The organism is Paractinoplanes lichenicola, assembly GCF_016785085.1.
In the GTDB taxonomy this organism is placed as follows: Bacteria; Actinomycetota; Actinomycetes; order Mycobacteriales; family Micromonosporaceae; genus Actinoplanes; species Actinoplanes lichenicola.
Map to the genome: position 1 here is coordinate 644,951 of NZ_JAENHO010000006.1, position 23,772 is coordinate 668,722.

Consider the following 23,772-nt stretch of genomic DNA (forward strand, 5'->3'; position numbering starts at 1 on the left):
CCTAGATCATCCCCGCTCGAAGCGCATATGCCACAGCGTGGGACCGGTTGCGCAGTTTGAGCCGGTGGGTGACCCCGTAGATGACGTTCTTGACGGTTCGCTCCGAGTAGCAGAGCTTGCCCGCGATCTCGTTGGTGTCGAAGCCGTCGGCCATCAGCCGCAGCACGTCGATCTCGCGCGGGGTCAGCCCCGAGGCGTTCAGCCCGTTCGGGGTGAGCACGTCGCGCTGCATCCGCTCGACGTGCTTGAGCAGCTCGCCGACGAGGTTGGGCGGCAGCACCCCACCCCCGCAGGCGGCAGCCTTCACGCTGTGCGCCAGCCGGTCGGCCGAGACGGCCCCGCGGGGCAGGATCGCGACCACGCGGCACTCGACCGCGGTCAGCAGATCCCCCTCGTCGATCTCGGACACCACCAGCACGACCGGCGCGGTGGTCTCCGTGTTCGAGCGGCGCAGGGTGGCCACCACCTCGGTGGTGAGCCGCTCGGCCGCGACCACCAGCACGTCGGCCTCCGCGCGCTGGGAATTGCGCAACACCGTGAGGTCACCGCGGAACTGGAGCAACGCGGCGAGACCGGCGTGACTGAGCGGGTCCGTCGCCTGCACGGCGACCCGGGTCTGTTCCATGGTGCCTCCCCACTTACGTCAGGGAAGCCAGTGTCGGAAACGGGCCTTCAGGGAACCTTCACGGATTCTTCATCGCCCGCCGGTGGCCGATGAACCAGTTCAGCAGAGGCCGGCAGCGGTGCGGAAGGACGACGGCCGAGGAGTGCCCGTCCGTGCGGTTTGTGTTATCCATTGACACCCGGCCCGTCTCCCTTCAAGTTGACACCAACGACCCGGGAGGACACGTGGCGAACGTGCGCGTCAGCGTGCTGGGGCCGGTGCGCGCCTGGATCGCCGAGCACGAGATCGAGCTCGGCCCGGCGCGGCAGCGGGCGGTGTTCGCGGTGCTCGCCGCGCACGCGGGCCGGGTCGTGGGCCGCGACGAGCTGATCACCGCGATCTGGGGCGACTCGGCGCCGGCCACCGCCGTGGGCAGCATCTACACGTACGTCTCGGGCCTGCGCCGCGCGCTCGACCCGGCCAACCTGAGCACCGGCTCCGGCGGTTATCAGCTGCGGGTCGACGCCGACGACCTCGACTCGGCCCGGTTCCAGCGGTTGCGGGCCACGGCGGCCGAGCTGCTCGCCGGCGGGGACGCGACCGGCGCCGTGGCCCGGCTCGACGAGGCGCTGGCGCTGTGGCGCGGCGACGCGTACGCGACCCTGGCCGGCCCGTTCCTCGAGCTCGACCGGCAGCGGCTGGCCGAGCTCCGGCTGGCCGCGGCCGAGCAGCGGGCCCGGCTGCGGCTCGAGGCCGGCGGCGACGACGGCCTGGTCGCCGAGCTGACCGCGCTGGTCCGCGATCACCCGCTGCACGAGCCGCTGCACGAGTTGCTGATGCGCTCGCTGCACCGGGCCGGGCGGCACGGCGAGGCGCTCGAGGTGTTCCGCACGGCCCGCCGCACACTCGTGGCCGAGCTGGGCATCGAGCCGGGCCCGGCGCTGCGCTCGCTGCAGCGGCAGCTGCTGTCGGGGGGCGCCGATCGCGACTCGAATACCCGCCGCCCCGGCCAGGAGCACCGCACGGTGGTGCCGACCCCGATCGCCAAGGCGCTGCGGGACGGCCTGGGCGGCCGCTCCTGGGTGGGCCGGGTGGCCGAGATCGATCACCTTCGCGGCCTCGTGCGCGCGGTCGCGGCCGGGGCCGGGAACGCGGTGTGGATCTCGGGCGAGCCCGGCATCGGCAAGACCGAGCTGCTCACCCACGCGTTCGCCGACGCGGCCCGCTTCGGCTGCCGGGTCGCCTGGGGTGCGGCCGACCAGCTCGGCTCGCGCGTGCCGCTGCAGGTGCTGTCGCGGGCCCTAGGCCTGGGCACCGGGGCCGAGCCGGTCGACGACCAGATCGTCGCGGCCGTGCGCTCGGCCTGCGCCGCCTCCCCGCTGGTGCTGGTGGTGGACGACATGCAGTGGGCCGACAGCGCCACCGTACGGGTCTGGGAACGCCTGCTCGGCCTGGTCGGCAAGCTGCCGCTGCTGCTGGTCGCGGCGGCCCGGCCCGACGCGCACCAGGCCGACCTGCGCCGCAAGGTCCTGGCCCGCCAGCGGATGCCACTCGACCTGGGCCCGCTCGCCCCGGCCGACCTCGACCGCATGGTGACCGCCCTGGTCGGGGCCCCGCCCGGCGACAACCTGCGCGCGCTGGCCGCCCGGTCCGGGGGCAACCCGCTCTTCGCCCGCGAGCTGGTGGCGGCGCTGCGGCAGCGCGACGCGGTCGAGATCAGCGGCGGGCGGGCCGACATCGGTCCCGAGGTGACCGTCGACCCGCCCCAGACCCTGCTCGACGCGGTGCACGCGGCGCTCGACGTGCTGTCCCCCGAGACCCGCGAGGTGCTGCGGCTGGCCGCGCTGCTCGGGTCGGAGTTCTCGGTCAGCGAGGTCGTGGCGGTGACCGGGCGCTCGGCGCTCGACCTGGTCGGCGCGCTGGAGGAGGCGCTGGCCGCCGCCGTGCTGGTCGACAGCGGCACCGACCTGGCCTTCCGGCATCCGTTCCTGCGGCAGGCGCTGGTCGCCAGCGTGCCGCCGGCCCTGCGCGCGGGCCTGCACCGGCACGCCGCCGAGGTGCTCGCGGCCGGCGGCAGCCCGCTCACCCGGGTCGCCGAGCAGCTCAACGCCTCGGCCCCGGTGGTCGACTCGTGGGTGCTGAACTGGCTGGTCACCCATCACGCGGCCGTGGTGCGCCGGGCGCCGCAGATCGCCGGGGATCTGATCCGCCGGACGCTCGCCACCGAGCTGCCCTCGGCCGAGGAGCGCGGCGTGCTGCTGGTCGCCCTGGTGCGGCTCGAGTATCGGCAGGGCCGCTCGCCGAAGAACCAGGCCGAGGAGGCGATGAGCCTGGCCGCCGACCCGGCCGATCGCGCCGAGATGCGGCAGCTGCTGGCCACGATGCGCCACCGCCGGGGCGAGACGGCCGAGGCCGAGGCGATGCTGCGCGACGCCGCCGACGACGAGCGGGTGCCGGCGATCTGGCGGACCCGGCACCGGGTGCTGCTGGCCAACATCCGCCGCGGCGACCTCGACGACCTGGACGCGGCCGAGCGGCGGGCGCGGGCGGTGCACGACGAGGCGCAGGCGGCCGGTCAGCCCTACGAGACCGCGTTCGCCCTGCAGACGATCTGGCTGACCAGCTCGATCCGGCGCGATCACGAGCGCGCGCTGGAGCATGTGGACCGGGCGCTCGACGTGGTGCGGGACCGCCCGGGGCTGGCCGACACCTATGTCGACCTGCTCGACAACCGGCTGTTCTCGCTGCAAAATCTCGACCGGCTCGACGAGGCCCAGGAGACGCTGCGCACCGCGCCGCCCGGCCTGCAGGTGGCGGCCGCGGTTCAGGACTACTGGCTCGGCCGCTGGGACGAGGCGCTGGCCGAGGTCGGTGCGGTCACCGAGGACGGTCCGGGCATCACCTTCCACGGCCGGCGCGAGCCGGGCGCGGTGACCATGCTGCTGCACGGCGTGGCCGCCCTGATCGCCCTGCACCGCGACGCCCCCGACCTGGCCGCGGCGCACCTGGGCGCGGCCGACGCCGTGCCGGCCAGCGAGGCCGAGCGCGAGAACTGCGACTTCCTGCTGGTCGCGCGGGCGCTCGCGGCCGAGCAGCAGGATCGGCCGGCCGAGGCGCTCGACCTGCTCGGCCCGCTGCTGCAACCGGCGTACGCGCCGATGATGCTGCGCCACCAGTGGCTGCCCGACGTGCTGCGGCTGGCCCAGCGCCACCACCGCCCCGACATCGCCGAGCGGGCCGCCGCGATCTGCGCCGCCGAGGCCGCCCGCGAGGTGCGGCCGGCCCGGGCGTACGCGGCCAACCTGCGCTGCCAGGCGCTGCTGCTCGGCGATCCGGCCCCGGCCCTGGCCGCCGCCGCGCACTACCGCAAGGTCGGCCGGGTGCTCGAGCTGGCCGCCGCGCTCGAGGACGCCGCGCTGCTCAGCGGGGAACGCCCCGACGAGGCCCGGCGCCTGTTCGCCTCGATGTCGGCGCGGTGGGACGTCGCGCGCACATCGACATCCGTGGTTTGATCCTGTTCGGAGCGCCAGATCCGCGCATCGACGGTTTTGATACACGTTCGTTATTGCGCGGGTCTGCGCCCATGCCTTGACAGAAAAAGTTCGATAGTGCGTGAATGTGTTTCCAGGTGGTTACTCCCCGGTGTCACATCCACCACTAAGGAGCTCGGTCATGAGCGTTTCCCCCGGCCGTTGGCGGCCGGCGGCCGCGATTTTCGGTGCGGCCCTTCTCTTCCTCAGTGCCAGCGCGTGCGCGAAGTCCGAGGACGACGGCACGGCGTCGTCGGGTGCGGCGGCCCCCTCGGCCGGCGCCCAGGTCGTGCAGTCGGCCGCCGCCGACGGCCCGACGTGCACCCTGGACCAGTACGGCGGCACCAAGATCGACCTGAAGACGGCGAAGGTCGGCTTCTCGCAGTCGGAGAAGGAGGCGAACCCGTTCCGCATCGCCGAGACGCAGTCCATCAAGGACGAGGCGGCCAAGCTCGGGATCACCAACCTGACCACGACGAACGCGAACTCGCAGTTCAACAAGCAGATCAGCGACGTCGAGCAGATGATCGACTCGGGCGTCCAGCTGCTGGTCATCGCCCCGCTCAACTCGGACGGCTGGGACTCTGTCTTCGCCAAGGCGTCGGCCAAGAAGGTGCCGATCATCACGATCGACCGCAAGATCAACGCTGCCGCCTGCAAGGACTACCTGACCTTCATCGGGTCGGACTTCGCCGAGCAGGGCAAGCGCGCGGCCGACGAGATGGCCAAGGCGATGGGCAACAAGGGCAAGGTCGCGATCCTGCTCGGCTCGCCCGGCAACAACGTGACCACGCTGCGGACGAGCGGTTTCAAGGACCAGATCGCCAAGGTCGCGCCGGACATCCAGGTCGTCTTCGAACAGACGGGCAACTTCTCGCGCGAGGAAGGGCAGAAAGTCACCGAGCAACTACTGCAGTCCAACCCGGACATCAACGGCATCTACGGGGAGAACGACGAGATGGCCCTCGGCGCCATCACCGCCCTCAAGGGTGCCGCCAAGAAGGCCGGTGACGTGAAGGTGGTGTCGATCGACGGCACCAAGGGCGCTGTGCAGGCCATTGTGGATGGCTGGGCGTCCGCGGTGATCGAGTCGAACCCGCGTTTCGGCCCCCTCGCGTTCGAGACCGCGACCAAGTTCTTCGGTGGCGAGCCGGTCGGTCAGGACATCATCATCCAGGACCGGCAATACGGCACGGACAACGCCAAGACGGACATCAGCGCCGCCTACTGAGCAGACGACCGCGGTGCGGCGGGCGATCCTCGCCGTACCGCGGTCGTTTCCGCGCAGTTAAGAAACATTGACGTTCGTCTATTGCTGGCTCGTGTGCGATCACGTCAGTATGTGTGCGTCCCCGCACGGCTCACTCTTTCGAAGGAGAGAGAACGTGACTGCACATCCCCGGAGGCTCCTCGCCCTCGCCGTCGCGGCCCTCACGGCCAGCGCCGGCGCGGTCGTGGCGTTCGCCTCGCCCGCAGCAGCGTTCGTCCCGAAGACGCCCCCGCTGACCACCCCGTGGACCAATCAGGTCAGCACGACCAACCCGCTCCCCGAATACCCCCGCCCCCAGCTGACCCGCACCGACTGGCAGAGCCTCAACGGCATCTGGCAGTTCGCCGGGGCGTCGAACATCAACACCCCGCCGACGGGTCAGACCCTCGGCGAGGAGATCCTCGTGCCGTACCCGATCGAGAGCGCGCTCTCCGGGATCATGCGGCGGCAGGACTACTCGTACTACAAGCGCTCGTTCACCGTTCCGGCCGGTTGGTCGGGCAAGAACGTGCAGCTCAACTTTGGCGCCGTCGACTGGCAGTCCAAGGTGTGGGTGAACGGCACGCTGCTCGGCACCCACGAGGGCGGCTACGACAAATTCTCGTACGACATCACGAGCGCTCTGCGCAGTGGCAGCAACGAGATCATCGTCGGCGTCTGGGACCCCACGAACGGCCAGGACATCCCGGTCGGCAAGCAGCGCCTGAGCCGCGGCGGCATCTGGTACACGCCGTACTCGGGGATCTGGCAGACCGTGTGGCTGGAGCCGACCAACCCGGCCCGCGTCACCCGGCTCGACACCACCCCGAACGTGTCGGCCGGCGGTCTCGACCTGGTCGTGCAGGCCGCCAACGCGAGCGGTCAGCAGGTCACCGCACAGGTGCTGTCGGGCGGCACGGTCGTCGGCTCGGCCACCGGCACGGTCGGCTCGTCGTTCCGGATCCCGGTGCCCAACGCCCGCCTGTGGACCCCCGACGACCCCTTCCTGTACGACCTGCGCGTCACCCTGGCCAGCGGTGACGCCGTCGGCGGCTACTTCGGCATGCGCTCGCTGGGCAAGGCGATGCTGGGCGGCGTGCTGCGCCCGACGCTCAACGGCAAGTTCGTCTTTCAGCTGGGCACGCTCGACCAGGGCTACTGGCCCGACGGCATCTCGACCGCGCCCACCGACGCCGCGCTGCGCTTCGACCTGGAGCAGCAGAAGGCGCTCGGCTTCAACATGGTGCGCAAGCACATCAAGGTCGAGAGCGACCGCTGGTTCTACCACGCCGACCGGCTGGGCCTGATGGTCTGGCAGGACATGCCCGCGCTGGCCAGCGGCCGGGAGCCGTCGGCCGTGGGGCGTACGCGGTTCGAGAAAGAGCTCAAGGAGATGATCGACGAGCACAAGGGCATCACGTCGATCGTGCAGTGGGTGCCGTTCAACGAGGGCTGGGGCGAATACGACGCCGGCCGCATCGCCGAGGAGGTCAAGAGCTGGGACGCGACCCGGATGGTGAACCACAACTCCGGCTCCAACTGCTGCGACTCCGACCCCGACCCGGGCAACGGCGACGTCATCGACGACCACATGTACGTCGGACCGGGCATCACCCGCCCGCCGACAGCGACCCGGTTCGTGGTCAACGGCGAGTACGGCGGCCTGGGCCTGCGCACGGCCGGGCACGAGTGGCCGACCACGGGCAAGTTCGCGTACGAGTGGCTGCCCGACTCGAACGCGCTGACCAGCCGCTATGTGCAGATCACGGGCCGGATGGTCGACCTGATCAACGGCAACGGGCTGTCCGGCTCCGTCTACACCGAACCGACGGACGTGGAGGAGGAGCTCAACGGCTTCTTCACGTACGACCGGCAGATCCGCAAGATGGACTTCGCCCGGGTCCGCGAGGTCAACACCCGGGTGCTGGGCGCGGCCAACGGCACCACGCTCTCGCTCAACCGGCCCGCCTCGCTGCGCGTCACGACGCCCGGCTACACCAACCGCTACCTGCGGCACGCGGACGGCGCGGCCCGCACCGACGTGATCACGACGGCGAGCTCGACGACCGACCGGCAGGACGCCACGTATTACGTGCGGCCCGGCCTGTCCAACGCGTCCTGCTACTCCTTCGAGTCGCGCAACTTCCCGGGTCAGTATCTGCGGCACCGCGACTCCCGGGTCTATCGCGAGGCCAACAACGGCGGATCCTTCACCGGCGACGCGACGTTCTGCGCCCGCCCGGGTCTCTCCGGCGGCGGCACCTCGCTCGAGTCGGCCAATTTCCCCGGCCGCTACCTGCGGCACCGCGGCGAGCAGGTGTGGGTCGAGGCGAGCACCGGCGGCTCGTTCAACGACGACGCCACCTGGGCGGTCGGCTCTCCCCTGTGGCGCAGCGGCGCCGACCTGGCCGTCGGGCAGAGCCGGTCGTTCCGGGTCACCACGGCCGGCTACGACAACCGCTATCTGCGGCACCGTGACAACCTGGCCCGCACCGACGTCATCTCGGCGTCGAGCGCCCAGGTCGACCGGCAGGACGCGACCTGGATCGTCCGCACCGGTCTGGCCGACAACAGCTGCTACACGTTCGAGTCGGTCAACTATCCCGGTCAGTTCCTCCGGCACGCCAACTACCGGCTGCAGAAGGCGACCAACGACGGGAGCGCGACGTTCCAGCAGGACGCCACGTTCTGCGCCCAGCCCGGCCTCAACGGCGGGTCGGGCAACGTCTCGCTCGAATCTCTCAACTATCCCGGTTACTACTGGCGCCACTACGGCGAAGCGGTTTACATCGCCACCAACGGCGGTGGCAACACATGGGACAGCGCCGGCAGCTACAACGCCGACGTGACTTGGAACAACGCGGCCCCACTGGGGTAGCCAGAACCGCCGGGCCGGGTGGTTCCCTGACCATCCGGCCCGGCACCGAATGAGGAGCCACTGCATGGCGTTGCTGGAAGTCGTCGACGTCTCCAAGATATTTCCGGGCGTACGCGCCCTCGACTCGGTCTCCTTCACACTGCAACCGGGCGAGGTGCACGCGCTCGTCGGCGAGAACGGCGCCGGCAAGTCCACTTTGATCAAGGTGCTCACCGGCGTCTACAAGCCGGACGGCGGCGAGCTGAAATACCAGGATCAGCCGGTGCAGTTCGGCACCCCGATGGACGCCCAGCGGGCCGGCATCTCGACCATCTATCAGGAGGTCAACCTCGTCCCGCTGATGAGCGTGGCGCAGAATCTCTTCCTCGGCCGCGAGCCGCGCAACAAGTTCGGCCTGATCGACCGGGGCCGGATGGACCGCGAGGCCCGCGAGGTGCTGGCCGGCTATGGCGTCACCACCGACGTCCGCCGCCAGCTGGGCACCCTGGCGCTCGGCGCGCAGCAGATGGTCGCCCTGGCCCGGGCCGTCATGATCGACGCCAAGGTCGTCATCATGGACGAGCCCACCTCGTCGCTCGAGCCGCGCGAGGTGCAGACCCTGTTCGGTGTCATCCGTGACCTGCACGCCAAGGGCATCGGCATCGTCTATGTCAGCCATCGGCTCGACGAGCTCTACGAGATCTGCGACGCGGTCACGATCCTGCGCGACGGCAAGCTCGTGCACACCGGCAAGCTGGCCGACCTCGAGCGGATCAAGCTCGTCTCGCTCATGCTGGGCCGCGACATGGCCGAGGTCCGGCGCGAGGGCGCGACCGCGTTCTCCGGGGCGGCCACGGGCGACGAGCAGGCCGCGCCGGTGCTGCGGGTGCGCGAGCTGAACAGCCGGCACAAGCTGCACGACGTGAGCTTCGACGTGCGTCCCGGCGAGGTGGTCGGGCTGGGCGGGCTGCTCGGGGCCGGCCGCAGCGAGACCGTCAAGGCCATCGGCGGCGCCTACCACCTGGACAGCGGCACGATCGAGGTCGACGGCAAGGAGCTGAAGAAGCCCACCCCCGTACGGGCGGTGCACGCGGGTGTCGCCGTGCAGCCCGAGGATCGCAAGGCCGAGGGCATCGTGCCCGGCCTCTCCGTCCGCGAGAACATCGCCCTGGCCGTGCTGCCCCGCGTCTCCCGCGGCGGGTTCGTCTCCGACGCGAAGATCGACGAGATCGTCGACAAGTACATGAAGCGGCTGCGGATCAAGGCGTCCAGCCCCGACCAGGCCGTGGGCGACCTCTCCGGCGGCAACCAGCAGAAGGTGCTGCTGGCCCGGCTGCTCGCCACCGACCCCAAGGTGCTGCTGCTCGACGAGCCGACGCGCGGCATCGACGTCGGCGCCAAGGCCGAGGTGCAGTCGCTGATCGACGAGCTGGCCGCCGAGGGTCTCGGCGTCGTGCTGGTCTCGTCGGACGCCGAGGAGCTGGTCGAGGGCTCGGACCGGGTGGTGGTGCTGCGCGACGGCGTCGTGGTCGGCACCCTGACCGGCGCCGAGGTCACCACCGAGGACCTGATGTCGACCATCGCAACGGAGGCCCCCCGTGAGCACTGAAACGGTGGCCGCCCGGCCCGTCGTCGACTCCGCTCGGCTACGCGCCTGGCTGCCCAAGTACGGCGTCTACGCGGCCATCGTGCTGCTGGTCGTCTACAACATCTTCTTCACCCCGTACTTCGCGACCTGGAGCAACCTGCGCATCCAGCTGATCCAGGTGGCGCCGATCGTGATCGTGGCGCTCGGCATGGCCCTGGTCATCGGCACCGAGGGCATCGACCTCTCGGTCGGCTCGGTGATGGCCCTCGCCGCCGCCTTCATCCCGCTCTATCTCGGCTACGGGGTGGTCGCCGCGATCCTGGTCGCGCTGCTGGCCGGGGTGGCGGTCGGCTTCATCAACGGCATCCTGGTGGCCCGGGTCGGCCTGCAACCGATCGTCGCGACCCTCGCCCTGTTCGTGGGCGGGCGCGGCCTCGCCGTCGTGATCAGCGAGGGCAAGCTGGTCGACATCCGCAACGCCGACTTTCTCTACCTGGGCTCGGGTGACCTGATCGGCATCCCGGTGCTGGTCTGGATCGCGGCGCTGATGGTGCTGATCGTCGGGTTCGTGGTGCGCCGCACGGTCTTCGGCCGGCGGCTGCTGGCCATCGGCGGCAACCGGCCCGCCGCCGAGCTCGCCGGCCTGCCGGTCAAGCGGGTGCTGATCACCGTCTACGTGGTCTGCGCGGTGCTCGCCTCGATCGCCGGCCTGCTCTCGGTGGCCCGCATCCAGTCCAGCGACGCGTCCTCGGTCGGCCTGCTGATCGAGCTGTCCGCGATCACCGCCGTCGTGGTCGGCGGCACCCCGCTCACCGGCGGCAAGGTGCGCGTCCTGGGCACCGTGGCCGGCGCCCTGCTCATGCAGCTCGTGATCGCCACGATGATCAAGCACAACCTGCAGCCCTCCACCACCGAGATGGTGCAGGCCGTGATCATCCTGATCGCGGTCTACGTGGCCCGAGAGAGGAAGACCCGGTGACCATGACCAACGTCTCGGGCCCGGAGACCCCGGCGATCGTCGCCGAGGACGTCCGCAAGGCCGAGCGCACCGACCGCATCGTCGGCACCGTGCAGCGGCAGGGCGCCCTGGCCGTGCTCGTCGTCGTGGTGCTGATCGCGCTCGCGACCTTCCCCAACTTCCGCAGCTTCGACAACGCGGCGACGATCCTGGTCGCGGCCGCGCCGCCGATGCTGATCGCGCTCGGCATGACCTTCGTGATCATCACGGGCGGCATCGACCTGTCGGTCGGCTCGCTCTACGTGCTCGGCGGCGTGCTCGCGGCCTGGGCCTCGCAATACGGCATCCTCGCCGCGTTCCTGCTGCCCCTGGCCGTGTGCGGGGCGATCGGCCTGGCCAACGGGTTGCTCATCGCGTACACCCGGATGGCGCCCTTCATCGTGACGCTCGCGGCACTGCTCGGCGCGCGCGGGCTCATGCGGGCGATCAGCTCCGAGGGCTCCAACACCTATCTGGTGCAGAACGACGCGTTCCGCAAGCTCGGCAACGGCTCGTTCCTCGACATCGGCTACCAGGTGTGGCTCGTCGCGGCGCTGGTCGTGATCGGCATGGTCGTGCTGGCCCGCAGCCGGTTCGGCACGTCGATCTACGCCGTCGGCGGCAGCGAGGACGCGGCCAGCCTGATGGGGGTGCCGGTCCGCCGTACGAAGGTGTGGGTCTATGTCCTGTCGGGCCTGCTCGCGGGGCTGGCCGGGGCGATCAACGCGGCCAAGCTCGGCTCGGGCGTGACCGTGCTGGGCGTCGGCATGGAGCTGGACGCGATCGCCGCCGTCGTGATCGGCGGGACCCTGCTCACCGGTGGCGCGGGCACGATCGCCGGCACCATCGCGGGCGTGCTGCTGCTGGGCGTGATCCAAAACCTGATCAACCAGGTCGGCAACGTCAACAGCAACTGGCAGCAGGTGATCAGCGGCGCCTTCCTGGCCCTGGTCGTCGTGGCCCAGACCTACCTCGTACGGCTCCGAAGAGTCACCTAGTCATTGGAGATCGGCCGTGCCCAGCACGTGCCCGTCGTGATCCTGGACCTCGATCCGGCTGACGTCGCGCAGCTGGATCGAGCTCGCCCCGATCACCTTGGCGTTGCCGCTCGGCGTGGGCCCCCACACCATCGCCTGCTCGACCTGGCCGGAAGCATTCCGGACCTGGCAGTGGAAGGGGCCCGCGCCGCGCAGCTTGCTGACGTCGAGCGCCACCGAGACACCCCACGTCTTGGGGGTGAGCACCGCCTGGCCCGCCATGCCGCTGCCCTCGGCCGGCAGGAACCGCGCGGTCACCAGCTCGGGGCTCGGCAGCACCTGCGGCGGCCGGTCCTCCCGGTTGCCCCGCATCACCCCGAACCCGATCGCCACCGCCACCAGCACCACGGCCGCGGCGGCCAGCCAGCGGAACCCGGCCACGCGGCTCTGCCGGGACCGCTCGGCCCGCATGCGGCGCAGCAGACCGTCGATCTTGTCTTGGCTCGGGCGGGCCGACATGCTGATCGGCGCGGCCGAGACACCCGGCTCCTCCCGATGCGCGTCGGGCAGGCGGCGCAGCAGCTCGGGCACGGCGGCCAGGCGGTCGAGCTCGTCGCGGCAGCGGTCGCAGTCGCGCAGGTGGGCGTCGAGCCGCTCGGTGTCCGCCTCGTCGAGGCCGCCGAGCAGATAGCCACCGAGCAGCCGGTGCAGCTCGTCGTGGTCGGTGCTCACCGCAGCACCCCCATCTCCTCGAACACCGTGCGCAGCGCCCGCACCGCGTAATAGGCCCGGGACTTGATCGTGCCCTCGGGCACCGACAGCTGGCGGGCCGCGTCGGCCACGCTCTTGCCCTCGTAATACATGGCCTTGACCACCGCCTGGTGATCGGCCGACAACCGTTCCAGCGCCTCGGCGACCAGCCAGCCCTCGACCATCTCGTCGACGTTGTCGGCCGACGGCATCGCGTTGACCGCGGCCTCGTCGGCCACCAGGTGCGGCCGGCGCTGCTCGGCCCGCCACGCGTTGGTGACCACGTTGCGCGCGATGGTCAGCAGGTAGGAGCGGATCCGGCCGGGATCGGGGTCGAGGTGGTCGATGTGCTTCCAGGCCCGCAGCAGGGTCTCCTGCACGAGATCCTCGGCCCGATGCCAATCATGCACATAGCGCAGGACGAAGCTGAGCAGAACCGCGTAGTGCTCCGTGTAGAGCGCGGTCATCAGCTCCTCGTCGGGGCTCACCCGTCGCCTCATCCACGCCCGCCTTCTCGAACTCCGGTTCGCCACCACGTTCTACACCGTGGCGGTGAACTCGGTTCGATCCGGCACGCCGGAGGTTTGCTCGCGGCCGGCCGGCTGGCATGCCTTCGGCACAATAAAAGACGATGCCCGGTCCCCCTCGCCGGGACCGGGCATCGCGTCAGGTGCCGCGCCGAGCGGTCAGCAGTCTCCCGGACCCCCGTACCGGAAAGAGCGTGCTGAGATCGGTGCGATCGGATATGTCTTCTCGGCCGTGCTGCGGATGAACATGTCGACCGTCGGGCCCTCGATGAACGAGACGCTCGAGACGCGGGCCGCGTTCTCCTTGGACGACAGCGTGCCGTTGCCCATGTCGGTGCAGGTGGCGGTCTTGCTCGCGGCGGCGGCGACCTCGCCGAAGACCTGAACCAGGCCGGAGCGGTTGAACTTCACGCCCTGCTTGTTCCAGATCTCCTCGGGGAAGTAGCCGATCCACTCGGTGTCGTAGGCGACCCACCAGCCCTTGTCGTAATACTGGATGCCGAACTTCTTGGTGACGCCGTACGTCAGCGTCGCCCCCGGCTTGATCGCGCCGTCGGCCTGCACCCAGCCGCAGCCGTTGTAGCACTGCGCCTCGCCGTTGATCCAGTGGAAGACGAACAGGTGCGGGTCGTCGTCGCCGTTGACCAGGCGGTCGACCGTCCAGCCGACCTCGACGATCTGCTTGCCGTCGGCCGACTGCAGCGCGATCTCGGCCAGCGTGTGATAGTCGTCGCGGTCGAGTTCGGGCTTGCCGATCGTGATGTTGCTGTAGACGCCGGCGGTGTCGGCACTCTGCGAGCCGACGTTGTACATGTAGTTGACCTTGCTCTCGGCCGCCTTGAGGCCCAGGGGCTTCGGCGGCACGGCGTCGGTCATCTCGGACCGCAGGGGCCCGCTCTTGGTGATGCGGCCCTTGGGGCCCTCTTCCGGCACCGGGATCACCGACCCGCTCGCGTCGGCCGGCGCGGCGGACAGGCCCTGGGCCTTCAGTGAGTTGCTGGAGGCGCCGGGCTTACCGCGCTTGAGCGTCTTGGGGCGGTCGCCCCAGGGCAGCTTGGGTGGTTCCTTGACGGTGGGGGAAGGCGCATCGGTCGCGTTGGGAGCGTCAGCACCGGCCGCGTCGGGGGCGCCGGCCGAGGCACTGGCCTCGGGCGCGCTCTCGATCTGGTCGGCACCCGCGTTGACCGTGGAGGCGACGCCGATGGCGCCGACCACGGCGATCGCAAGGCCGGCGGCCAGCAGACCGCGGCGTGACTTCAACACTTGTCCGTCCTCGTTGATCGGGGGTTCGGAGGGAGCGGGCGAGGTGGCCTCCGGCACCGGTTCTCGGCGGCGACGTCACCATATAGCTTTCTCGATTCCATAGCGCCTGCTCAGTTCGATTTCCGCCTTAACGGCTGAGGCGCTGAGCCGATCCGGTGACCCCTTGGTGAATTTCGTTGACGGAGCGTGTCGAGACGACTCCGGAGGGCGTCATTCGCCAACTGTTAGGAAAGAGGCTAACCGCCGCGAGCTTCTTTCAGGTCTACCGTGGAGACATGGCCGCGATCACGGTGCTGGCGCTCACTGGCGACACCGTCGAGAGACACCCCGTGGCCGATGTGGCCACTCTCCTGGAACGCCCGGAAACCCTGGTCTGGGTGGACATTCCGGAATGCAGTGACGAGGCCGTGGCAATGCTGACGGACGTGTTAGATTGCCACCCTCTGGCGGTCCGTGACTGTATGCAACGCAATCGCGTGCCACGTGTCCGGATATATCCGCATCAACAACTCCTGATCTTGCACGGTCCGGAGCGGGGCCCCTCCGGGCATGTCCACTATCTCGAACTTGATCAGTTGACCGGCGATAAATATGTCGTCACCGTGCACGGTCCGATCAATCCGAATGTGCCGATAGAAGCCGCCCTGCGCGAGACCGAGATCGTCCGCCGGCGGCTCGAGGGTGGACGATTCCGCCCGGGCTCGCCGTTCGAGCTGTCCCATGCGATCACGTCGGCGCTGAGCCATCGGCTGGAGAGCTTCATCGAGGAGCTGACCTCCGACGTGTGGCAGCTCGAGCAGCGGGTCACCGGCGGGCACATGGGCAACCCGGAGGAGTTCCTGGAGGAGCTCTGACTCCACCAGGACTGGACCGCTGCTTGCCATCCTGGCCGTCATGACCGTGATGTCGGCCCTCCTGCTCACCTGGGCCAAACGCCGAGGCTGGTGGTGAATGTCCTCCCACATGACGGAAGACGTTTGACGATCACGCGAACGACGGGCCACCATGTTGACCATGCAGCGGATGGGCATTCCTCTCATCGCCGACCTGGCGATCGATCTGGCGCGCTGCGCCAGCGCCTGCTGTCCCAGCTGACCTGCGATTCCGCACCCCTGAGGGGCGCGCGTGACCCCTGATCGGCTGACTTCCCGCCCCTGACCTTGCGACGTCCGCTACCCTGGACAGCATTGTGGCGGTAAACCTATAGGACTGATAGGCAATGTATGCAAACGGAGGAGCTCCCGTGACCGCCGTCGACACCCGTATCGACCACCTCGCCCTCGCCAACCGCTTCGCCGCCGCGCCCGACGAGTGGCCGGTCGCGCCCCGGTTCAACCCGGTCGACCGCTGGTATCACCGCCTGCACGTCGCCGACGACCACGAGGTGTGGCTGCTGACCTGGCTGCCGGGCCAGGGCACCGAGTGGCACGACCACGGCGGCTCGGCCGGCGCGTTCCACGTGTTCAGCGGCACGCTGACCGAGGACACAGTCGCCGTCGCCGAGGGCCACGCGCCCCGGGTCACGTCACGTGAGCTGGGCGAGGGCGCCGGCCGCCGGTTCGGCACGCACCACGTGCACCGCATGACCAACCGGTCGCCGCTGCCCGCGGTCAGCGTGCACGTGTACGGTCCGGCCCTCACCACGATGACCAAATACCGCATCGGCGCCGCGAGCCTCGAGGTGCTCACGGTCGAACGGGCCGGTGCGCAATGGTGACCGTGGCCCCGCCCGGCTCGCTGGGCATCGACGCGATCCTGGCCAACGCGCGCACCCGGCTGACCCGGCTGGGCCCGCTCGAGACGGCGGCCGCCGTGGCCCGCGGGGCGATCCTGGTCGACATCCGCCCGGCCGCCCAGCGGGCCGAGTTCGGCGAGATCCCGGGCGCCGTGATCATCGAGCGCAACGTGCTGGAGTGGCGCCTCGACCCGCGCAGCGACGCCCGGCTGTCCTTCGCGGGCAGTTACGCGCTCGAGGTGATCGTGACCTGCCAGGAGGGCTACACGAGCAGCCTGGCCGCGGCCGCCCTGCAGGACCTGGGCCTGACCCGCGCCACCGACCTCGTTGGAGGCTTCGCGGCCTGGCGCGACGCGGGCCTGCCGACAATCTCGGGTTCGGCCTAGCGAGAGTCCGACTCGGGCCGGGCCCGTCGCGGCAGCAGGAACGACAGCCCGAAGGCCAGGGCCAGCAGCAGGAACGACACCCCGGCGGTCAGGATCGTCGCGTCCTGGAAGCCGGCGCGCACCTGCTCCCCCGCGTACGTCTGGATCTGGGGCTGGGCCGCGGGTGACGCCTGGCAGCTGGGCGGCGTCACGTCGGGGTCGTCCTCGGCCACCCGGTCGCGCAGGCAGTCCCGCAGGCCCAGCCCGGCCTCGGGCTGCCGATCGACCGGCACCCCGGCCGTCGTCAGCACCGCCCGCAGCTCGGCCGCCGAGTCGTCGACGTGCGACGCCACCTGGCCGGGCAGCAGCGCGAAGAAGATCGTGCCGAGCACCGCGATGCCGAACGCGCCGCCGAGCTGCTGCACCGAGGTGAGCGCCCCGGAGGCCGAGCCGGTCTCCTCGTCGTCGACGCCGGCCAGCACGATGTTGAAGAACGGCGCCATCGCCAGGCCCATGCCCGCGCCGATCAGCACGAGGGCCGGGGCCAGCCGCCACGGGGTGATCGCCGAGCCGGCCTGCCACACGGTGAGCATGAAGCCCGCCGTGCCGGCCATCATCACGCCCGTGCCGGTGAGCAGCAGCTTGCGGCCGAACCGCTCGCTGAGCCCGGAGCCGGCGGCGACGAACCCGGCGACCGTGCCGAGCGCCTGCGGCAGCGTCGTCAGGCCGGCCTTGAGCGGCGAATAGCCCAGGCCGATCTGCAGATAGAAGGTGAAGACCAGGCCCGTGCCGATGAGCGCGGCGAAGAAGACCATGCCGACCGCGAGCCCGCCACTGAACGCGCGCTTGCGGAACAGGCTCGGGGTGACCAGCGGGTCGAGCCCGCGGCGGTCCCGGCGGCCCTCGTAGACCGCGAACAAACCGAAGATCACCAGCCCGGCCGCCAGGAGCACGAAGCACCACACCGGCCAGTCCAGCTCGCGCCCCTGCACCAGCGGGAAGAGCAGCAGGAAGGCGCCGACCGCGGCCAGCACCACGCCCAGCCAGTCGAGTCGGGGCGCCCGCGCGCTCTTGAACTCGGGCAGGAACTTCAGCGCGCCGAGCACGGCGAACAGGCCGAGCGGCAGGTTGATGAAGAAGATCATGCGCCAGCCCGAGCCGAAGAAGTCGGCGTCGACCAGCCAGCCGGCCAGGATCGGGCCGCCGACCGACGACAGGCCCATCACCGGGCCGAACGCGCCGAACGCCTTGGCCTGCTCGGCCGGCGTGAACATCTGCTTGATCATGCCCAGGCCCTGCGGCAGCATGACCGCGCCGAACAGGCCCTGGACGGCCCGGCCCGCGATCAGCTGACCGGGTGTCTGGGCCAGGCCGCAGGCCAGCGAGGCGAGCGTGAAGCCGGTCGCGCCGATCAGGAACAGGCGGCGCCGGCCGAAGATGTCGCCCAGGCGCCCCCCGGTGAGCAGGCCGATCGCCATGGCCAGCGTGTACGCCGCGCCGAGCCACTGGATCAGGCTGATGGACCCGCCGAGCTCGGACCGGATGGCCGGCCCGGCGATGTTGGTGACGAGCGCGTCGAGGAGGTCCATCACCTCGACGGTCAGGATCACGAAGAGCGCGACCCAGCGCCAGCGGTACGGCGTCCGCTGTGTCGCTGAGGGCGCGACCGTTGCAGTCATCTCGACTCCCAAAAGAACCGACGAACACCGTTCGTCGTCTACGAACACCGTTCTACTAGCGAACGCCGTTCGCGTCAAAGTAAATTCGCCGACGATGACTGAGCTGAACTGGCCGCCCGGCCGCCGACGCCGTGCCCGCCCGACCAAGACCCCGCTGACCAGGGAGGAGATCGTGCGTACGGCGCTGCGCCTCGTGCAGGCCGAGGGCATCGACGCGGTGAGCATGCGGCGGCTCGCGGCCGAGTTCGACACCGGGCCGGCCAGCTTCTACGCCCACGTGGCGAACAAGGACGAGCTGCTGCAGCTGATGTTCGACGAGATGTGCGGCCTGGTCGACATCCCCGAGCTCGACCCGCCGCGGTGGAAGGAACAGATCAAGCAGCTGGCCCGGGCCGGGCACGCTGCCATGATCGCGCACAACGACCTGGCCCGGGCCGCGCTGGCCACGATCCCGAGCGGCCCCAACGCGCTGCGCATCTCGGACGCGATGCTCGGCATGGTGCTGGCCGGCGGAGTCCCGCCGCGGATCGGCTCGTGGGCCCTCGACCGGATCTTTCTCTACATCACCGCCGACGCTTATGAATATTCGATCTGGCGGCGGCAGCCGGAGAGTAACAGCCAACAATATCTGGCTTATCTGCGCGAGATTCCGGCCGACGTCTATCCGAACCTCGTCGAGCACGCGGATGTGCTGGTCGGAGGCGGTCCGGAGGCTCGCTTCGAGCTCGGCCTGGAGTTGCTGGTGGACGGTTTGGACAAGTACGCGGCATCCGAGTCCTGAGATCCATCGATATCCCGGGTAGGTGATCGACCGTCCGATGTTGATACTGGGACCATGGACGGCGAGATCGCGACAGGGGCGCGGCTGCCGGTGCCGGTCACCGTGTTCGGGCCGCTGCACCTGCTGGCGCGCCGGGTGCACCGCCTGGCCAACACCGGCCACGGTCACGAGGCGCTCGAGGCCGCCGACGCCTATCTCGCCATCGCGCACGCCGTGGGTGACGACCGCACGGTGTTGTTCCTGGTGCAGGGCCAGATGTATGCCAACCTCTACATGGGACGGCTGGCCGAGGCGGTCGAGCTGGGCGAGCGGCTGCTCCGGCTGCACCGGGCCGCGGGCTCGGTGCTCGGCGAGGCCAAGACGCTCTGCGACCTGGCCCAGCTCGACGTCCTGGGGGGACGCTACTTTCCCGGCATGGGCCGCCTGGCCCGCGCGGCCGTGCTGCTCGACCTGCCCTACACCGACGGCGAGCGGCGGATCTCGGCGTTGTGCTCGTTCGCCGAGGCGGCGTCGGCGGCCGAGATGTACGAGATCGCCGCGGCCACGTATGACCGGCTGACCGTCACCCACGCCGGCTTCGGCCTCGTGCACGCGAGCACCCTGCTGCACTGGGGCCTGCGGCTGGCCCACGTGGGCCGGCCCGACGAGGCCGCGACCCGGCTGCGCAGCAGCGCCGAGATCACCCGGCAGCAGGTCGAGCAGCGCCCCGACGACGTGGTCGCCGTCGCGATGCTGGCCCTGGCCCTGGCCAAGCTGGGCGACGTGATCCCGGCCGAGAAGCTGGCCCGCGAGGCGGTGATGCCGCTGCGCCAGGCCGAAAACCATCGGTACGCCCGGATGGCCCACCTCGCCCTCGGCATCAGCCTGCGGGCCCAGGGCGCGCCGGCCGAGGCCCGTACGGAGTTCGTGGCCGCGCGCGAGCTGTGCGGGTTCGGTCCCAGCCCCGACGATAAGCCGATCATCCGGTTCGAGCTGGCCCTGACCGCGCTGGCCACCGACGACGGCCAGGCCGCGCGCGACATGTTCGAGGCGGTCGAGGGGCAGACGCGCGAGCTGTGGCGGCTGCGCGAGCAGCGGCTGGCCATGCTCCGCCAGGCCCGCCAGCGCGAGGAGTCGGAGGCCGCCCGGGCCCGGGCCGAGCGCGAGGTGCTGCGTGACCCGCTCACCGGTCTCGACAACCGGCGCCGCTTCGACCTGCTGATGCGGCGGATCGACCGGGGCCGGATGACTACCCCGCTGGTGCTGCTGATCGTCGACGTCGACCACTTCAAGGCCATCAACGACGCGTACTCCCATGCCACCGGTGACCGGGCGCTGTGCGAGGTGGCCCGGATCCTGCGCGCGCACTGCCGCCCCGACGACGTGCCGGTGCGCTACGCGGGCGACGAGTTCACCGTCTTCCTGCAGGGCGACCTGGCCGTGGGCCGCGAGGTGGCCGAGCGCATCCGCGCCGCCGTGGCCCGCACCGACATCCTTCCCGGCGTACGGCTGACCGTGAGCGTCGGCCTGGCCGAGCTGGGCGAGGGCATGTCGGGCGAGACGCTGTTCCGCGAGGCCGACGACCGCCTCTACGCGGCCAAGTGGAGCGGCCGCAACACGATCGCTTTTTAGTTCGGCTTCACGATTTTTGAGCGGCCGCTGTAGAGGCCACGGCCCCCGTCGAGGCCACGCGGCGTGTCCGGGGCGTCGAGCCAGACCACGTACGCGGCTCCGGACTTGAGCCCGCTGATCGTCGCGCCGGCCGTGCACTCGGCGCCCGTGGTGACGGTCTGCCAGTCGGGCTCGGGCTGCGCGCCGCTGACCAGTTCCTGCGGTACGGCGGCGACGCGATAGCGATTGCCGTAGCGGTTGGGCCACAGCACCTTCAGCGAGCCCTGACCCACCGTCACGACCATCGGGATCATGACCTGGTCGATGTCCTCGTCCCAGGCGACCGCGCAGGCCGAGCTGGTGGGCAGGAACGACACGGACGGCAGGCCGGCCCGGGGCGTACCGGTGTATTTGCTCGACGGGACGGCCGTCGCCTGGCCGGGCTGGACGTTCACCCACGCCGGGCCGCCGGCATCGGTCGGGCTGGCGCTCCCCGACGGCGTCGAGCCGCTCCCGCAGGCGCTCAACAGGAACGGCAGCATCACGAGGGCCAGTCCGCGGCGCATATTCTTCCCTTCGGCGCGAAAGGGGACGCGCTTAGGCCGGCGCGGGGCCCGTCGTGCCCCGGACGACCAAGCGGGGCGGGATCACCATCTCGCGGTGGGCGACCCGGGTGCCGTCGATGCGCTCCACGGCCCGGGCCACGGCCAGGGTCGCCATCGTCTCGATGTCCTGCGCGACGGTGGTCAGGTCGATGTGCGCGAGCCGGCTGAAGCTGCTGTCGTCGTAACCCACGACGCTGATGTCGCCCGGCACCGCGCGCCCGTGCCGGCGCAGCACGTCGAGCAGCCCGGTCGAGCCGAGGTCGTTGAAGACGGTCACCGCGGTCGGGGGGTCGTCCAGCAGTTCCCGCGCCGCGCGCGCCCCGTCCTCCTCGCCGAAACCGCCGTTCACGACCTTCGCGTACGCCTCCAGGCCGTGCCGCCGCATGGCGTCGCGATAGCCCTGCCGCCGTTCGGCCGAGGCCAGCCAGCGACCCCCGTCGACGTGCGCGATGTTCCGGTGGCCGAGCGCGACCAGGTGGTCGACGGCCAGGTGCATGCCGCGGGCGTCGTCGGTGCGCACCACGTCGACCTGCCGCTGCCGCACGGCGCGCATCATGGCCACCACCGGAAGCCGCCCGGCCAGCGTGGCCAGCTCGGCCGCCGGGATCTGCGGCCCGAGCAGCACCAGCGCGGCGCACCTGTCCTGCAGCAGACCCGAGATCGCCGTACGCTCGTCGCGCCGCGGGGTGACCGCGCTCAGGGTCAGCTCGTAGCCGATCCGCTCGGCCGCGTCGTAGAGCCCGGTCAGCAGGTCGTCGTGGAACGGATGCTGCACGCCGAAGACGACGCCGAGCAGCCGGCTCTGGCCGCTGCGCAGCAACCGGGCCCGGCTGTCGGGCTGATAGTCGAGCCGGCGGGCCACCTCGAGCACCCGCTCGCGGGTCGCGGCGCTGGCGCCGGGCGCGTCCCGCATCACGATCGAGACCAGCGCCACCGAGACGCCCGCCGCGGCCGCGACGTCGGCCAGCGTCGTGCGCCGATCCCCCACCGTCATGTCCGAAGAATTTACCTGTGACGACTAGAACGTTCTACTACTGCGGCAACTAGAACGTTCTAGAGTCGGCCGCGTGGAGAACCTCACCGCCGGTCGCCGCTGGGCGGCCCTGCTCGCCCTCGCCCTGGGCGGCTTCGGCCTCGGCCTGACCGAGTTCGTCGCCATGGGCCTGCTCCCGGATCTCGCCCGCGACCTGCTGCCGGCGGCGTACGCCAGGTCCGCGCCGGACGCCATGGCCACGGCCGGCTGGATGATCACGAGCTACGCCCTGGGCGTGGTCGTCGGCGCGCCCACGATCGCCGCCCTGACCGCCCGGATGCCCCGCCGCCGGCTCGTGCTCGGCCTGCTGGCGCTGTTCCTCGTGGGCACGGTCGCCTCGGCCCTGGCCCCCACGTTCGGCCTGGTGCTGACCGGCCGCTTCGTCGCCGCGCTGGCCCACGGGGCCTATTTCGGGGCGGCCGGGCTGCTCGCGTCGTCGATGCTCGGCCCCGGCAGCCAGGCCCGCGGCTTCGCGGTCGTGCTGAGCGGCCTGACCGCGGCCAACGTCTTCGGCGTCCCGCTGATCACCAGCCTGGGCCAGGCGGCGGGCTGGCGGATCGCGTATCTGGCCGTGGCCGGCGTCTTCGCCCTCACCCTGCTGTTCGTGCTGTTCACGGTGCCCGAGGTGGCGGCCGCGGCGGGCGGCTCGCCGCGGGCCGAGCTCGGCGCCTTCCGCTCGCCCCAGGTCTGGCTGGCGGCCGCCGTGGCCGCGATCGGCTTCGGCGGCTTCTTCGCCGTGAACAGCTACATCGCCCCGGTCACCACGCACGTGACGGGCCTGCCGGAGTCGTACGTGCCCTGGGTGCTCGCCGTGATGGGCGTCGGCATGACGGTCGGCAACGCCCTGGGCGGCATCGCGGCCGACCGCAACCTGCGCCGCAGCATCCTGCTCGGGTTCGCCGCCATGATCGCCACCGTCGCCCTGTTCGGCGTGGTCGCCCGCAACCCGGTCGGCCTGTTCGCGGCCGCCTTCCTGGTCGGCGCGGCCGCCCTCTTCATCGGCCCGGCCCTGCAGGCCCGCCTGATCGCCGTCGCGCCCGGCGCCCAGCTGATGGGCGCGGCCGTCAACCAGTCCGCCTCCAACATCGCCAACAGCGCCGGAGCGGCCCTGGGCGGCATCACGATCGCGGCCGGCTGGGGTTACCTCTCGGCCGCCTGGATCGGCGTCCTGCTGGCCGGCACGGGGCTGCTGCTGGCCGTGCTGAGCTTCCGCCTGGACCGCCGCGCCCCGCTGCCCGGCGACGCCACCCGCCTGGAGCCCGCCGCCGCCTGACTCCGGCTAGGAGGCGCGCCCGAGGCGGTGGCCGGCCATCTCCAGCACGTCGTCGCCCACGTGCACGGCCGTGTGCAGGCCGGAGACGTCGCTGAGGGTCAGCCGGCCGTCCTCGAGGGCATAGGTGCCCCGGGCCGGGCGCTTGCGACCGAGCACCTTTCCCGCGTACGTTCCGTCGGTCCTGATTTCCAGACGCACCGCGCCATCCGCGCTCGACCAGGCGCCGACCGGAGCCTTGACCGCTGGCGCGGGGCTCACGGCGAGCGCGACGAGCGCATCGGCGTCCAGAACGGTGGTGTCGACGTGCTCGTAGCGCATGGCAGCTCCGGAGGTCGGGGATTCAGCGCCCCTACCTTCGGCAGGTGTGCC

20 protein-coding genes are annotated in these 23,772 nt (G+C 71.0%); 12 read left to right on the forward strand and 8 right to left on the reverse strand.

The genetic code is table 11. The annotated features are described in order from the left end of the window. Window position 1: 1 nt before the first annotated feature. Window positions 2-625 carry a helix-turn-helix transcriptional regulator gene (locus tag JKJ07_RS24110; RefSeq protein WP_202993952.1) on the reverse strand — a complete coding sequence of 208 codons (624 nt, stop codon included), beginning with the start codon at window positions 623-625 and terminating at the stop codon, window positions 2-4. Between the two features lie 224 nt (window positions 626-849). On the opposite strand from JKJ07_RS24110, the gene JKJ07_RS24115 reads away from it, so the two are divergent. From JKJ07_RS24115 to JKJ07_RS24140, 6 genes are all read left to right on the forward strand, one after another. Further along, on the forward strand, window positions 850-4,116 hold the full coding sequence (locus JKJ07_RS24115) for an ATP-binding protein (RefSeq protein WP_202993953.1): 3,267 nt from the start codon (window positions 850-852) through the stop codon (window positions 4,114-4,116). A 160-nt stretch (window positions 4,117-4,276) separates the two neighbouring features. Next, a complete protein-coding gene (locus tag JKJ07_RS24120) occupies window positions 4,277-5,365 on the forward strand; it encodes an ABC transporter substrate-binding protein (RefSeq protein WP_202993954.1) in 1,089 nt (362 codons plus the stop codon). Between the two features lie 154 nt (window positions 5,366-5,519). Further along, window positions 5,520-8,261, forward strand: a complete 2,742-nt coding sequence (locus JKJ07_RS24125) for an AbfB domain-containing protein (RefSeq protein ID WP_202993955.1) — start codon at window positions 5,520-5,522, stop codon at window positions 8,259-8,261. A gap of 64 nt (window positions 8,262-8,325) precedes the next feature. Further along, window positions 8,326-9,849 carry a sugar ABC transporter ATP-binding protein gene (locus JKJ07_RS24130; protein ID WP_202993956.1) on the forward strand — a complete coding sequence of 508 codons (1,524 nt, stop codon included), beginning with the start codon at window positions 8,326-8,328 and terminating at the stop codon, window positions 9,847-9,849. Continuing rightward, on the forward strand, window positions 9,839-10,807 hold the full coding sequence (locus tag JKJ07_RS24135; RefSeq protein ID WP_202993957.1) for an ABC transporter permease: 969 nt from the start codon (window positions 9,839-9,841) through the stop codon (window positions 10,805-10,807). Before JKJ07_RS24130 ends, JKJ07_RS24135 begins: the two co-directional genes overlap by 11 nt. A gap of 2 nt (window positions 10,808-10,809) precedes the next feature. Then, window positions 10,810-11,823 (forward strand): ABC transporter permease, encoded by a 1,014-nt coding sequence (locus tag JKJ07_RS24140; RefSeq protein ID WP_202994049.1) that lies wholly within the window; start codon window positions 10,810-10,812, stop codon window positions 11,821-11,823. Here JKJ07_RS24140 and JKJ07_RS24145 read toward each other — a convergent pair whose 3' ends face one another. The 3 genes from JKJ07_RS24145 to JKJ07_RS24155 all read right to left on the reverse strand — a co-directional run bounded on the left by JKJ07_RS24145 (window position 11,824) and on the right by JKJ07_RS24155 (window position 14,342). Next, window positions 11,824-12,534: an anti-sigma factor family protein gene (locus tag JKJ07_RS24145; RefSeq protein ID WP_202993958.1), complete on the reverse strand. Its 711-nt coding sequence runs from the start codon at window positions 12,532-12,534 to the stop codon at window positions 11,824-11,826. Continuing rightward, a complete protein-coding gene (locus tag JKJ07_RS24150; RefSeq protein WP_202993959.1) occupies window positions 12,531-13,052 on the reverse strand; it encodes a sigma-70 family RNA polymerase sigma factor in 522 nt (173 codons plus the stop codon). Before JKJ07_RS24150 ends, JKJ07_RS24145 begins: the two co-directional genes overlap by 4 nt. A 186-nt stretch (window positions 13,053-13,238) precedes the next feature. Further along, entirely contained in the window at window positions 13,239-14,342 is a 1,104-nt protein-coding gene (locus JKJ07_RS24155; protein ID WP_307834378.1) for a neprosin family prolyl endopeptidase, read from the reverse strand. Between the two features lie 275 nt (window positions 14,343-14,617). On the opposite strand from JKJ07_RS24155, the gene JKJ07_RS24160 reads away from it, so the two are divergent. The 3 genes from JKJ07_RS24160 (at window position 14,618) to JKJ07_RS24170 (ending at window position 16,463) form a co-directional block, all read left to right on the forward strand. Then, window positions 14,618-15,196 (forward strand): CorA family divalent cation transporter, encoded by a 579-nt coding sequence (locus JKJ07_RS24160; protein ID WP_202993960.1) that lies wholly within the window; start codon window positions 14,618-14,620, stop codon window positions 15,194-15,196. Window positions 15,197-15,585: 389 nt separating this feature from the next. Then, window positions 15,586-16,059 carry a cysteine dioxygenase gene (locus tag JKJ07_RS24165; RefSeq protein WP_307834379.1) on the forward strand — a complete coding sequence of 158 codons (474 nt, stop codon included), beginning with the start codon at window positions 15,586-15,588 and terminating at the stop codon, window positions 16,057-16,059. Then, on the forward strand, window positions 16,053-16,463 hold the full coding sequence (locus tag JKJ07_RS24170) for a rhodanese-like domain-containing protein (RefSeq protein ID WP_202993962.1): 411 nt from the start codon (window positions 16,053-16,055) through the stop codon (window positions 16,461-16,463). Before JKJ07_RS24165 ends, JKJ07_RS24170 begins: the two co-directional genes overlap by 7 nt. Here the strand turns inward: JKJ07_RS24170 and JKJ07_RS24175 are convergent. Continuing rightward, window positions 16,460-18,121 (reverse strand): MFS transporter, encoded by a 1,662-nt coding sequence (locus tag JKJ07_RS24175; protein ID WP_202993963.1) that lies wholly within the window; start codon window positions 18,119-18,121, stop codon window positions 16,460-16,462. The two genes, JKJ07_RS24170 and JKJ07_RS24175, sit on opposite strands and share 4 nt — an antisense overlap. Window positions 18,122-18,215: 94 nt before the next feature. Between JKJ07_RS24175 and JKJ07_RS24180 the strand changes: the two genes are divergently transcribed. After that, window positions 18,216-18,902, forward strand: coding sequence for a TetR/AcrR family transcriptional regulator (locus tag JKJ07_RS24180; protein WP_202993964.1), 687 nt, complete (start codon window positions 18,216-18,218; stop codon window positions 18,900-18,902). A gap of 54 nt (window positions 18,903-18,956) precedes the next feature. After that, window positions 18,957-20,513: a GGDEF domain-containing protein gene (locus JKJ07_RS24185; protein WP_202993965.1), complete on the forward strand. Its 1,557-nt coding sequence runs from the start codon at window positions 18,957-18,959 to the stop codon at window positions 20,511-20,513. On the opposite strand, the gene JKJ07_RS24190 is transcribed toward JKJ07_RS24185, so the two are convergent. Both JKJ07_RS24190 and JKJ07_RS24195 read right to left on the reverse strand, forming a co-directional pair. Continuing rightward, window positions 20,510-21,058 (reverse strand): hypothetical protein, encoded by a 549-nt coding sequence (locus JKJ07_RS24190; RefSeq protein WP_202993966.1) that lies wholly within the window; start codon window positions 21,056-21,058, stop codon window positions 20,510-20,512. The genes JKJ07_RS24185 and JKJ07_RS24190 overlap by 4 nt on opposite strands. A gap of 31 nt (window positions 21,059-21,089) precedes the next feature. Continuing rightward, on the reverse strand, window positions 21,090-22,091 hold the full coding sequence (locus JKJ07_RS24195) for a LacI family DNA-binding transcriptional regulator (RefSeq protein ID WP_202993967.1): 1,002 nt from the start codon (window positions 22,089-22,091) through the stop codon (window positions 21,090-21,092). Between the two features lie 73 nt (window positions 22,092-22,164). Here JKJ07_RS24195 and JKJ07_RS24200 point away from each other — a divergent pair, with 73 nt between their 5' ends. Continuing rightward, window positions 22,165-23,403, forward strand: a complete 1,239-nt coding sequence (locus JKJ07_RS24200; protein ID WP_202993968.1) for an MFS transporter — start codon at window positions 22,165-22,167, stop codon at window positions 23,401-23,403. Window positions 23,404-23,409: 6 nt separating this feature from the next. Here JKJ07_RS24200 and JKJ07_RS24205 read toward each other — a convergent pair whose 3' ends face one another. Beyond that, entirely contained in the window at window positions 23,410-23,721 is a 312-nt protein-coding gene (locus tag JKJ07_RS24205) for an Atu4866 domain-containing protein (protein ID WP_202993969.1), read from the reverse strand. Window positions 23,722-23,772 lie beyond the last annotated feature (51 nt).

Excerpts from the sequence above, each read along its gene's own strand:
- JKJ07_RS24180 (WP_202993964.1), top strand. The coding sequence starts at position 18,216 with ATGACTGAGCTGAACTGGCCGCCCGGCCGCCGACGCCGTGCCCGCCCG.
- JKJ07_RS24195 (WP_202993967.1), bottom strand. The coding sequence starts at position 22,091 with ATGACGGTGGGGGATCGGCGCACGACGCTGGCCGACGTCGCGGCCGCG.
- JKJ07_RS24140 (WP_202994049.1), top strand. The coding sequence starts at position 10,810 with ATGACCAACGTCTCGGGCCCGGAGACCCCGGCGATCGTCGCCGAGGAC.
- JKJ07_RS24120 (WP_202993954.1), top strand. The coding sequence starts at position 4,277 with ATGAGCGTTTCCCCCGGCCGTTGGCGGCCGGCGGCCGCGATTTTCGGT.
- JKJ07_RS24205 (WP_202993969.1), bottom strand. The coding sequence starts at position 23,721 with ATGCGCTACGAGCACGTCGACACCACCGTTCTGGACGCCGATGCGCTC.
- JKJ07_RS24190 (WP_202993966.1), bottom strand. The coding sequence starts at position 21,058 with ATGCGCCGCGGACTGGCCCTCGTGATGCTGCCGTTCCTGTTGAGCGCC.
- JKJ07_RS24175 (WP_202993963.1), bottom strand. The coding sequence starts at position 18,121 with ATGACTGCAACGGTCGCGCCCTCAGCGACACAGCGGACGCCGTACCGC.
- JKJ07_RS24150 (WP_202993959.1), bottom strand. The coding sequence starts at position 13,052 with ATGAGGCGACGGGTGAGCCCCGACGAGGAGCTGATGACCGCGCTCTAC.
- JKJ07_RS24110 (WP_202993952.1), bottom strand. The coding sequence starts at position 625 with ATGGAACAGACCCGGGTCGCCGTGCAGGCGACGGACCCGCTCAGTCAC.
- JKJ07_RS24185 (WP_202993965.1), top strand. The coding sequence starts at position 18,957 with ATGGACGGCGAGATCGCGACAGGGGCGCGGCTGCCGGTGCCGGTCACC.
- JKJ07_RS24130 (WP_202993956.1), top strand. The coding sequence starts at position 8,326 with ATGGCGTTGCTGGAAGTCGTCGACGTCTCCAAGATATTTCCGGGCGTA.
- JKJ07_RS24160 (WP_202993960.1), top strand. The coding sequence starts at position 14,618 with ATGGCCGCGATCACGGTGCTGGCGCTCACTGGCGACACCGTCGAGAGA.
- JKJ07_RS24170 (WP_202993962.1), top strand. The coding sequence starts at position 16,053 with ATGGTGACCGTGGCCCCGCCCGGCTCGCTGGGCATCGACGCGATCCTG.